Source organism: Duganella levis, from assembly GCF_009857605.1.
Classification (GTDB): Bacteria; Pseudomonadota; Gammaproteobacteria; order Burkholderiales; family Burkholderiaceae_D; genus Rugamonas; species Rugamonas levis.
In genome coordinates, this window is sequence record NZ_WWCT01000004.1 from 198,659 (window position 1) to 209,747 (window position 11,089).

Genomic DNA, 11,089 nt, shown 5'->3' on the forward strand with positions numbered 1-11,089 from the left:
TTTTAGCCGAAGCGCGCCGCCGGCACGCCGGCAACGTCAACCCGTACTGCAAACACGGCGCCGGTCAGCGGATGCGCGGCCAGTTGCTCAGGCGTGTTGTCCTCGCTGGCGGTGGTGATGAACAGCGTTTTCAGATCGTCGCCGCCGAAGGTGCAGGAGGCCGGATTGCGCACCGGCATAGCGATCGTCTCCAGCAACTCGCCCTGCGCCGAGTAACGGCAGACGCGGCTGCCGCCCCATTGCGCGATCCACACGCAGCCTTCGCTGTCGACCGTCATGCCGTCCGGCGAACCTTCGCCGTCGCCGAACTGACGCCACACGCGCGGCTCGCCCAGCGTGCCGTCGGCCGCCAGCGGATAGGCGTAGGTGCGGCCTTCGTAGCTGTCGGTGTGGTACATGGTGGCGCCGTCCAGGCTGAAGGTCGGGCCATTGCAGATGTGATAGTCGTTCTCGGTCGCGTGCAGCTGGTGATCGGTATCCAGGCGGAACAGCGTGCCGATCGCTTGCGCGTAATCGGTGTTGTGCATCGAACCGGCCCAGATGCGGCCGGCGCTGTCGACCTTGGCGTCGTTCATGCGCAGGCCGCTATCCTCGGGGAACGGACGGTGCAGGTACTCGATGCGCAGCTCCGGCTCCAACCAGACGCGGGCAATGCCGTCGCGCAGGCCGGCCATGAAACCGTCGCCGTCGCGGCGCGCGATCAGCCAGCAGATGTAGTCCGGCATGGCCCAGCTGCGGCGCTCGCCGCTGCCGACGTTGACCGCGTGCAGGTTCTGGCTCTTCAGGTCGACAAAGTACAGACGGTTCTGTTCCGCCACCCACAGCGGGCCTTCGCCCAGTTGCGCGCCAAGATCCCACAGGCACTGCACATCATGCTTGCTCATCAGTTCGATTCCTCAGATTAGAGAGCCGCCATCATACGGCCAAAGCGCGCCAGGTGGTGACGAACGCTTCCGCGCGTTCCTTCAGCTGGTCCAGCGTGACGCCCGGCGTGTACAGCGCGCCGCCGATGCCGAAACCGGTGGCGCCGGCCTTGACCCAGTCGGCCATGGTTTCCGGCGACACGCCGCCCACCGGCCACACCGGCGTACCGGCCGGCAGCACGCTCTTGAGCGCCTTGATGCCGCCATGGCCAACCGACTCGGCCGGGAAAATTTTCAGCGCGTGGGCGCCGGCGTCCAGCGCCGCAAACGCTTCGCTTGGCGTAGCCACGCCTGGTGCGCAGTACATGCCCAGTTCGGCAGCGCGACGGATCACCGCCGGCACGCAGTTCGGCGACACCAGCAGGCGGCCGCCCGCCGCGAAGACCGCATCCACGTGCTCGACGGTGAGCATGGTGCCGCCGCCCACCAGCGTATCCGGCAGTTCCAGCGCGACGATGGCGGCGATCGCCTCCAGCGCGCCCGGACGGTTCAGCGGCACTTCCAGCGCGCGGAAGCCGGCCGCATGCAGCACCTTGGCGACATCCACCGCTTCAGCAGGATTCAGGCCGCGCAGGATGGCAACCAGTGGTGTGGCAGGATGGGTAACAGTAGTCATGGTCAGGCTTTCAGGAATTGGGAAATGGCGGTGCAATACACCGCATGTGGGTCGAGCACCGTGCAGTTCAAGCCGAAATGCTGCGCGGCCAGCGCATAGCGCGCCGCCAGCGCAGGCGAACCGATCACGGCAATGCCCTGCCCTTCGGCCGCGCGCGCGGCAGCGGCGAACTCGGCGCCGATCAGCAGGCCGCTGACGGTGGCCGCCGCCTGCTGTGCCGGCGCCGCGCGCGACACCACGCCGGCCCGCACGCGGAACAAACTATTCGACAGCGGCTCGTTGCGCGCCGCCTGGTTGAGGCCGGTGGCAAAGCCGTCGGCGTCGGCGCTGTCGCCGCCCATCATCGACGACAAGGTGCCGCCCTTGGACAACATGGAAAACAGTTCGCCGGTCATGTAAGTGGCAAACGACTGGATCACGCCGTCGCGCAGCAACACCCACTTGCTGTGCGTGCCCGGCAGCACCAGCCAGCCGTCGCGGTGGCCTAGCGCGACCGCGCCCAGCAGCTGGGTTTCCTCGCCGCGCATGACGTCGGACGAAGCGCCGTTGCGGTACACATAGCCGGGCACGATGGTGGCGCGGCCGGCCCAGGCCGGATCGGTGACAGCCGCCAGGTGCTGCGGCAACTGCGTCAGCGGCACCGAGGCGTCGAGGTAATCGACTTCCTGCCAGCCGGAGGCGCTGCCCACCATGCCGGACATGATCACCGGCACGTCGGCCGGCAGTTGCATCGCGTCCAGCAAGCCGGCCAGCGAGGCGCCGAACTGGTCGCGTCCGCCCACGGCCAGCATGCCCTGGCCGTCTTCATGCTCGGCCAGGCAGGCGCCCGATTGATCTATCAGATAGGCGCGCCGGTTGCTGGTGCCCCAATCGATCCCCACAATATTCTTGTTCACAGGCATATCCTTTACTGATGCTGCAACGATGGTACGAAAATCCGCCCTCAACAGCCAATGAATTATCTCGACGGAGTAATACCAAAATAATATAGGGAAGCCACGGAATATTGTCGGTACGGCAATGCAAAACGCGTAAAAAAGGAGCAAAAGTTGCCCCTAAGATGCCTTTGGTTTAGTATGGCCGACTATAAAATCAGTCTTCTGAATCCCCCTCATGGAATTAAGCAAGCAGTCTTCCCGCAAACTGGTCATCGCCGGCGTGACGACGACGGTTGTCGCGCTCGGTTTTATCGCCTATCTGGTCAGCCCCCCTTCCGTCGAATCGCAGGTCGTGGTCAAGGTACCGGTAGCGTCGTCGGCCAGCGCCAGCAGCGCGGCCGCCGTCAAGAAGCCGGCCCCGGCCGCAGCGCCAGCGCGTCCGGCCGAGATCAAGGACCCGGCGCCGCCGGCCGAGCCGCGTGCCGTGCGCACCAAGGAACAAGGCGCAGCCGCCCTGATGGGGCTGCCGGAATTGCAAGCCTGGTCGGCCCTGATTGAAAAGAACACCAACGGCAAGGCCCACGGCGGCCTGCTGGAATACGATCCGGTGCCACGCAAGCTGAACGGCAAAAACTACTGGCAGTTCAGCTTTGTGGAAAACAGCGCCGAGTCGGCGCTGCGCTGGGAAAGCTTCCTGGTGTCGTCCAGCGACGATGAAATCCTGGTTGAAGACGGCGCCAACGACGAAGTCATCAGCCTGGCCCGCTGGCGCCGCGAAAAGCATCCAGCCAAGCGCACCGCATTCGACAGCCAGCCGGCCAACTAAGCCGCTTTCACCTCTACCGGCGCCGCCACTGGCGCGGCGCCGCGTACCTGCCCTACCCACAGCACCGTCAACAAGGCCAGCCCGGCCGCAATCCAGCCGTTCAGACCGTAGCCGGCGATGTGGCCCGACGCCTGCGTGTGCAAGGTCAGCCCGCCCAGCAAGGCGCCGACGCCGGTACCCACCTGTTGGATCGCCGCGTTGGCGCTGAGGAAAGCGCCGCGTCGCGCTGGCTCCGGCACCGTGGTCATCAGCGCCTGCATCGGAATATTGCGGCCCGACGCCAGCACCATGAAGAACGGGAAGAACAGCATCACGCCCACCAGCGGCAGCACCGGCATATGGGTGATAAACAGCACCGGCAAGATGAACAGCAGCGAGACAATGCGGTACACCTTCTGCGCGCCGTAACGGTCCGACCATGTACCGATGCGGCGCGCGGTGAAGAAGGTCGCCAGGCCGCCGGCCAGATACACATAGGTGATTTCGGCCGGCTGCAAGCCGACGTTGTTGACCAGCACAGGCGAGATAAACGGAATCACCATCATGCCGGTCATCATGTTGACGACGGACAGCAGGAAGGCTTTCAGATGCTCCCGCTTCTTGTACAACGCGAGCAGATTCGGCAGCACCGCCGACAGTGGCGTGTTGTTCGGCAGATGGCTGTCCAGCGCCGGCAGCACGCGCGCGGCCAGCAGCAGAATCGGCAGCGAGCAAATGACCAGAATATAGAACGGCGAGGCCCAGCCGTAATGCGCGGCCAGCATCACGCCGGTCGGCACGCCAAGCACCGAGGCCATGCTGAACGACGTCATCACAATGCCGGTGGCGGCGCCACGGCGGTTGGCGGGAATCAGGTCGCCGATGATGGCCATGACGATGGCGCCGAGTATGCCGCCGCTCAAGCCGGCAAAGGCGCGCGACAGCACCAACACATGGAAGTTCGGCGCCGCCGCGCAAGCCAGGTTGGACAGCGTGAATAGCGCAAACACCACCAGCAGCAGCTTCTTGCGGTCGTAGCGGTCGATATACATCGCCGCCGCCAGCCCGGAAATGCCGGCGCACCAGGCATAGGCCGAAACCGCGCCCGAAACCGCCGCCGGCTCGATGGCAAACGCCCGCATCAGTTGCGGCGCCAGCGGCATCATCACCATGAAGTCCATGATGACGGTGAACTGCGTCAGCGCCAGCAGCCACAGCACGATGCGCTCGCGCGCCGGCGTCAAGGGCAGTGCGCTGCTCATAGGGCGTTGATGTCCACAACAGCCTGGCGCAGGATGGCGCGGATCTGCTCGATCCGTTCCGGGCTGTGGTTGCTGGCGCGGGCCTGCTCGATGGCGGCATGCTTCAACTCATGCATGGCGGTGCGCAGGCCTTCGCGGTGCTCATCGCCTTCCGCCAGGCGGGCCAGAATGGCGTCCACAAACTGGCGGTTCTCGGCCAGGAAAGCCTCGCCTTCCGGAGTGATGGTGTGCAGCTTCTTGTTGCCATCCGGCGTGGCCAGCACGTGGCCCATGTCCAGCAGCATCGACAGCAGCGGATAGATCGCGCCCGGGCTCGGCGAATAGCCGCCGCCGGAACGCTGCTCCAGCTCCTTGATGATCTCGTAGCCATGGCGCGGCTTCTCGGCGATCAGTTGCAGCACGACATAGCGCATGGCGCCGGCGTCGAACATTTTCGGACCACGGCCACGGGGACCGCCGCCATGGCCAGGGCCGCCATGGTGTGGGTGATGGCCGTGCGGGCCGTGTGGACGGTGGTGGTGATGAAATCCAAACATGGTGAAACTCCTTTTAAGATATAACTTATTTCGATATATCTTAACTCATTCTTTCGGAACTTCAAGTACCGATTTGTAACAGCTAAAAATAATTAATGAGATTGATTCGCATTTACTATTCTTTACATAAGCTTTACAATTGCAGGATTTACATGCGTACGGGGATCAAAATGCGGTTGAAGATGAAAGCGGTAAGTATTGCGGTGTGGTCGGCATTTGCCATGGCGCCAGCAGCGCATGCGGACGATGACCAGCAGCTACAGGTCATCAAGGTGGTCGGTGCGCGCGACGACGGCAGCAACTACGTGGCGCGCAGCTCGGGCGGCGCCACCAAGACCGATATGGACCTGAAAGACGTGCCGCAAACCGTCAACGTCATCCCCGCCGCCGTCATCAAGGATCTGCACGCCACATCGCTGCAGGACGTGCTGAAGACCGTGCCGGGCGTCGGCCTGTCCACCGGCGACGGCCAGCGCGACCAGGTGTTCATTCGCGGCTTCACCGCCATCGGCGACCAGTTCGTCGACGGCTTCCGCGACGACGCGCTGTACTTCCGCGACCTGTCCAACATCGAGCGGCTGGAAGTGGTCAAAGGCCCGGCGGCCGTGCTGTACGGCCGCGGCTCATCGGGCGGCCTGGTCAATCGCGTGACCAAGAAACCGGGCGCCGACATCAACGACATCGCCGCCAGCCTGAGCGACCACAGCGGCCGCCGTGGCGAGATCGACTTCGGCCGCGCCGGCGACACCGTGGCCTGGCGCCTGACCGGCGCGCGCGAAAAAGCCGACAGCTACCGTTCGCAGCAATTCCTCGACCGCACTGCCCTCGCGCCATCGGTGGCGCTGCGCGTGTCGGCCGACACCAAAGTGCTGCTGCAAGCCGACTATCTGGAAGACCGCCGCCTGACCGACTTCGGCATCCCGTCGTACAACGGCCGCCCGGTCGACGTCGAGCCAGGCCAGTACTACGGCGCCGCCAATGCCCGCCAGGCCGACTACAGCCAGTCGCGCGTGGTCTCCGGCGCCGCCACGTTGACGCACCGCTTCGACGCCAGCCTGTCGCTGCGCAACGGCTTGCGCTATTACGACTACACGCTGGACCGCAACAACACCAACATCTCCGGCAACGTCAACGAAGTCGCCGCCACCATGTCGCTGGCGCACGCCAAGCTGGCGCGCATGGAACATGGCTGGTCCAACCAGACCGAGCTGACGCAAAAACTGGCCACCGGCGGCATCCAGCACGAACTGCTGTACGGCGTGGAATTCGGCCAGCAGCGCAAGGACGCATTCACCAACGCCGCCGTGGTGGTGGCGACCAATGTGTCGATCTTCAACCCGGTATTGCCGCAGGTTGATCCGGCCAAGCTCGGCGCGCGCACCGACACCTTCGGCACCTACAAGACCTCGGCCGCCTATCTGCAGGATGCGCTGGTGTTCAGCGACGAATGGAAGGCGCTGGCCGGTGTGCGCTACGACGGCTTCAAGCAGGAATCGCGCATCGTCAGCCCGGCCGGTGTCGCCACCAGCCTGAGCCGCACCGACAACGCCTGGAGCCCGCGCGCCGGCCTGGTATGGCAGCCGAGCCAGCAGCAGTCGTACTACGCGTCCTGGAGCCGTTCGTTCCAGCCGAGCGGCGAGAACTTCGCGCTGGCCGCCAATAATGCCGACCTGGCGCCGGAAACCACACGCAACGCCGAAGTGGGCGGCAAGTATGATTTGTGGGGCGGCCGTGCCAACGCCACCGTGTCGCTGTACCGCCTGGAGCGCGACAACATCAAGATCACCGATCCGCTGACCAACCGCATCGTCCCGATCGGCAAGCAGCGCTCGGATGGTCTGGAGCTGACCTTTAGCGCCGATCTGGGCAACGCGTGGAAAGTGCTGGCCGGCTACGCCTACACCGATGCCACCGTGACCGAATCGGTGGCGGTCGACACCAGCGTCAACCAGCCCGGCAAAACCGTGGCCGCGCAGATTCCGGTGCAGGGCAAGCGCGCCACGCTGACGGCACGCAACAGCGGCAACCTGTGGCTGACCAAGGAATTGGGATATGGCTTCAAGGCCGGTAGCGGCATTAATGCGGTTGGCAGCCGTTACGCCAACACCGGCAACACCGTGGTGCTGCCGGGCTATATCACAGCGGACGCCATGCTGGCGTACCAGGCGAGCAAATATGAAGTGCAGCTGAACCTGAACAACATCGGCGACGCGCGCTACATCGTCTCCGGCCACGGCTCCAGCCCTAACCTGAGCCTGCCAGGTTCGCCGCGCAGCATCGCCCTGACGCTGCGCTACAAGCTGTAATTAACCGTCCAGGTGGGAGATCATCAAGCGGCGGTTGTCGGCCTCGCCGTTGTTGCTCTTGTGTTCGACCACCAGGCGGGCGTTTTGCGTATCCAGCGAGATGCCGACCGACAGGATATCGATCAGCAGCAGTTGCAGGATACGCGAGATCATCGACAGGAAGCTGGTGCTGTCCTCGGTGTGATCCACCGCCAGGCAGACGCTGGCCTTCTTCGCCAGCGGCGAGTTGCTGGAGGTGATGGCGATGACGTCGGCGCCGGCGGCGCGCGCCGCATCCACCGCCGCCAATAAATCCGGCAGCTTGCCGGAGTTGGAGATGGCAATCACCACGTCGCCCGGATTCAGCAACTCCGCCGCCAGCGTCAGCAAATGTGAATCGCCATACGCCGACGTCGGAATGCGGAAGCGGAAGAATTTGTGCTGACCATCCAGTGCCACCACCCGCGAATTGCCCATGGCGTAGAACTCGACCCGCTTGGCCTTGGCCACTAGCGCAATCGCCTTGTCCAGCGAGCGCACATCTAGCTGGTCGCGGAATTTCAGAATCGCCGACACCGTATTGTCAATCACCTTGGCGCTCAGATCGTGCGTGCTGTCGCTGACGCGCACCTGGCTGTGGCGCACCGGAATCGCGCCGGTCAGGCTGCTGGCAAACTTCAGCTTGAAGTCGGCCAGACCGAGGAAGCCCAGCGAGCGGCAGAAACGGATCACGGTCGGCTGGCTGACTTCCGCCAGGCGCGCGATATCGGCGATCGGCTCGTTCAGCACCAGGCGCGGCTGCTCCAGCACCAGCTGCGCCACGCGCTGCTCGGCCGGCGTCAGCTCGTGTTGCAGATGCTGCACGCGCTCCATCAGCGTGTTGGCGCCGCTGCGGCCGCGCAGGTGTTCGGACAGAATCGTCGCCACGCCATAGAACGCCGGGTTCGGCGTGGTGATCACGTAGGTTGGAATCTCGGCCAGGTAGCTGGTGAAGCGGCCCTTGGCCTCAAAGCGCGCGCGGAACGGCGACGAGGCGAACCACTCACCCAGGCGCGGCACAATGCCGCCGCCGATGAACATGCCGCCGAACGCGCCCAGCGTCACGGCCAAGTTGGCGGTGGCGCCGCCCAGCATGGCACAGAAGCATTCCAGCACTTCCAGACACAGCGGGTCTTTGTCGGTCAGCGCGCCGGAGATGATTTCCTGCGAACTCAGATCGCGCACCTGGCGGCCGTTGCGCTTGGCGATGGCGCGGTAGATGATTTCCATGCCGGGGCCGGAAATCAAACGCTCGGTCGACACGTGCGACCAGGTTTGCCATGCATATTGCAGGATCGCGTATTCGCGCTCGTCGGCCGGCGCAAAGTTGGTGTGGCCGCCTTCCGAACCCAGCGTGACGAAACCGTCGACGGTCGGAATCACGCCCGACACACCCAGACCGGTGCCCGGCCCCAGCACGCCGATCACCGAATTGGTGGCCGGCTTCCCGCCGCCCACCTGCATCAAATCGGCCGGCTTGAGGCCCGGCAGCGACATCGCCAGCGCGGTAAAGTCATTTACCACCAGCAGCGTGTGCAGGCCGAGCGCGCGGCGCACTTCGTCGGTGGAGAATTCCCAGTCGCGGTTGGTCATGCGGATGTAGTCGCCGCTGACCGGGTTGGCCACGGCCAGCGCCGCGTGGTTCAGGTTGACGCCGGCGTGGTCCGACAGATACGAGCGCAGCATCGCCACGATGTCCGGATAGTCGTCGCACTTGAGCACGCGCACGGCGCGGAACTCGCCGGGCGCGGTCTGCAAGGCGAAGCGGGCATGGGTGGCGCCGATGTCGGCCAGCAGGCGCGGGCCGTCGGCGAAGGCGGTACGATTCAGTTTTTGATCCACTTCAGCTTGTTTCATTGTCGGTTCAGTCCAAACAGTTGGCGGAAGCATACCTGAAATACCTGATGTTAAGAAGGAAATCCCCTCAGGCGGCGTAGCCGAACCAGGCGCCGTAAGGCGGCAGCTCCACCTTGCCATCGGCTGCGGCGCCCGGCAGGCCGTAGCCTTGCAGCTGCTCGGCGCCGGCGCTGGCCGGCAGGTCCACCGTCTGCGCTTCGCCGCTCAGGTTGAACACGGCGAGAATGCTGCGCTCACCGGCCAGGTCGCGGCGCAATGCCAGCACCTGGTCCTGGGTGTCGAAGAACGCGATCTCGCCGCGCAGCAGTTGCGGATGCTGGCGGCGCCAGGCGGTGAAGGCGCGGGTAAAGGCCAGCGACGATGCCGCGTCCGCCTCCTGCACCGAGGCGGCCTTGGCCAGATGGTCCGGCGACACCGGCAGCCATGGCTTGCCGGTGGTGAAGCCGCCGTTGGCGCCATCGGTCCACGCGATCGGCGTGCGGCAACCATCGCGGCCCTTGAACTCCGGCCAGAAGGTGATGCCATACGGATCTTGCAGCAGCTCGAACGGCACGTCCGCTTCGGCAAACGCCAGCTCGTCGCCCTGATACAGGCACGGCGTGCCTTTCAGCGACAGCTGCATCGCCAGCGCCAGCTTGGCAAACGCCTGCGGCGCCGACGGGCCGCCCCAGCGCGACGCCACGCGCGGCACGTCGTGATTGCCGACCGACCACGAGGCCCAGCCGCCCTTCACGCGTTTTTCAAACTGCTCCACCTGTTCGCGGATGTAGTGCGACGACAGCAGGTTGACCAGCAGGTTGAAGCTGTAGGCCATGTGCAGCTTGTCGCCGCCTGCGGTGTATTCCGCCATGGTGGCCAGCGAATCGTCGGAACCGACTTCGCCGATCGACACCGCCTTGTATTCATCCAGCAGCGCGCGAAGCTTTTGCAGGAAGGGCACGTTCTCCGGACGGGTCTTGTCGAAGTCGTGCGCCTGCATGCCGTACGGGTTGACGTCGGTGACGGTGATCGAGTCGCGGTTGGTGGCCGGCGGATTGTCGCGCAGCTGCTGGTCGTGGAAGTGGTAATTGCAGGCGTCCAGGCGAATGCCGTCGACGCCGCGTTCCAGCCAGAAGCGCAGCGCGTCCAGGTGCGCCTTCTGCACCTCCGGATTGTGGAAGTTCAGCTGCGGCTGGCTGACCAGGAAGTTGTGCATGTAGTACTGACGGCGGCGCGTGTCCCACTGCCAGGCCGAACCGCCGAACACGGACAGCCAGTTGTTGGGCGGGTTGCCGTCCGGCTTGGGATCGGACCAGACGTACCAGTCGGCCTTCGGATTGTCGCGGCTGGAGCGGCTCTCCTTGAACCACGCATGATCTTCCGCAGTATGCGCCATCACCTGGTCGATCATGATCTTCAGGCCCAGGCTGTGCGCCTTGGCGATCAGCGCATCGAAGTCAGCCAGCGTGCCGAACAGCGGATCGACGTCGCAGTAATCGGCGATGTCGTAGCCGAAGTCTTTCATCGGCGATTTGAAGAAGGGCGAAATCCACAGGATGTCCACGCCCAGCGATGCGATATAGTCCAGCTTTGCCGTAATCCCCGGCAGATCGCCCACGCCGTCGCCGTTGCTGTCCATGTAGCTGCGCGGGTAAACCTGGTAGATGATCGCGTCGCGATACCAGTCTGGGGAGTGCGGGGACACTTGAGTAAGTTGCTTAGTCATAAGAAAATCCGGGGTTGGCTGGGCGGTCACACAATTTTGTAGAGAATATACAGCACGAAAACAGATTTTTCAATCCGCGCGCGGTAGCGTTAAAATACAAAACAAACCTTTAAAAACAAAAACTTAAGCATTCCAACCGGGATTCTTTAGATAAAAAATAGTAGTCAAACTACACAACATCAG

The 11,089-nt window shown here is 64.1% G+C and carries 9 protein-coding genes; 2 read left to right on the top strand and 7 right to left on the bottom strand.

The window, feature by feature from the left end:
- Positions 1-2 precede the first annotated feature (2 nt).
- Genes GTP69_RS07560 through GTP69_RS07570 form a run of 3 tightly spaced genes read right to left on the bottom strand, consistent with a single transcriptional unit; the run spans position 3 to position 2,441 of the window.
- On the bottom strand, positions 3-884 hold the full coding sequence (locus GTP69_RS07560) for an SMP-30/gluconolactonase/LRE family protein (RefSeq protein ID WP_161054295.1): 882 nt from the start codon (positions 882-884) through the stop codon (positions 3-5).
- Positions 885-915: 31 nt separating this feature from the next.
- Positions 916-1,539, bottom strand: a complete 624-nt coding sequence (locus tag GTP69_RS07565; protein WP_161054296.1) for a 2-dehydro-3-deoxy-6-phosphogalactonate aldolase — start codon at positions 1,537-1,539, stop codon at positions 916-918.
- A gap of 2 nt (positions 1,540-1,541) precedes the next feature.
- Positions 1,542-2,441, bottom strand: a complete 900-nt coding sequence (locus GTP69_RS07570) for a 2-dehydro-3-deoxygalactonokinase (RefSeq protein ID WP_202424331.1) — start codon at positions 2,439-2,441, stop codon at positions 1,542-1,544.
- Between the two features lie 211 nt (positions 2,442-2,652).
- On the opposite strand from GTP69_RS07570, the gene GTP69_RS31055 reads away from it, so the two are divergent.
- Positions 2,653-3,243: a hypothetical protein gene (locus tag GTP69_RS31055; protein WP_202424332.1), complete on the top strand. Its 591-nt coding sequence runs from the start codon at positions 2,653-2,655 to the stop codon at positions 3,241-3,243.
- On the opposite strand, the gene GTP69_RS07580 is transcribed toward GTP69_RS31055, so the two are convergent.
- Together GTP69_RS07580 and GTP69_RS07585 are read right to left on the bottom strand one after the other, a co-directional pair.
- Positions 3,240-4,484: an MFS transporter gene (locus tag GTP69_RS07580; RefSeq protein ID WP_161054298.1), complete on the bottom strand. Its 1,245-nt coding sequence runs from the start codon at positions 4,482-4,484 to the stop codon at positions 3,240-3,242. The two genes, GTP69_RS31055 and GTP69_RS07580, sit on opposite strands and share 4 nt — an antisense overlap.
- Positions 4,481-5,020, bottom strand: a complete 540-nt coding sequence (locus GTP69_RS07585) for a PadR family transcriptional regulator (RefSeq protein WP_161054299.1) — start codon at positions 5,018-5,020, stop codon at positions 4,481-4,483. Before GTP69_RS07585 ends, GTP69_RS07580 begins: the two co-directional genes overlap by 4 nt.
- A 182-nt stretch (positions 5,021-5,202) precedes the next feature.
- Here GTP69_RS07585 and GTP69_RS07590 point away from each other — a divergent pair, with 182 nt between their 5' ends.
- On the top strand, positions 5,203-7,326 hold the full coding sequence (locus tag GTP69_RS07590; protein WP_371867843.1) for a TonB-dependent receptor: 2,124 nt from the start codon (positions 5,203-5,205) through the stop codon (positions 7,324-7,326).
- On the opposite strand, the gene GTP69_RS07595 is transcribed toward GTP69_RS07590, so the two are convergent.
- Positions 7,327-9,201, bottom strand: a complete 1,875-nt coding sequence (locus GTP69_RS07595) for a glucokinase (RefSeq protein ID WP_161054300.1) — start codon at positions 9,199-9,201, stop codon at positions 7,327-7,329.
- Between the two features lie 67 nt (positions 9,202-9,268).
- Positions 9,269-10,906, bottom strand: a complete 1,638-nt coding sequence (locus GTP69_RS07600) for an alpha-glucosidase family protein (RefSeq protein ID WP_161054301.1) — start codon at positions 10,904-10,906, stop codon at positions 9,269-9,271.
- Between the last annotated feature and the right edge of the window lie 183 nt (positions 10,907-11,089).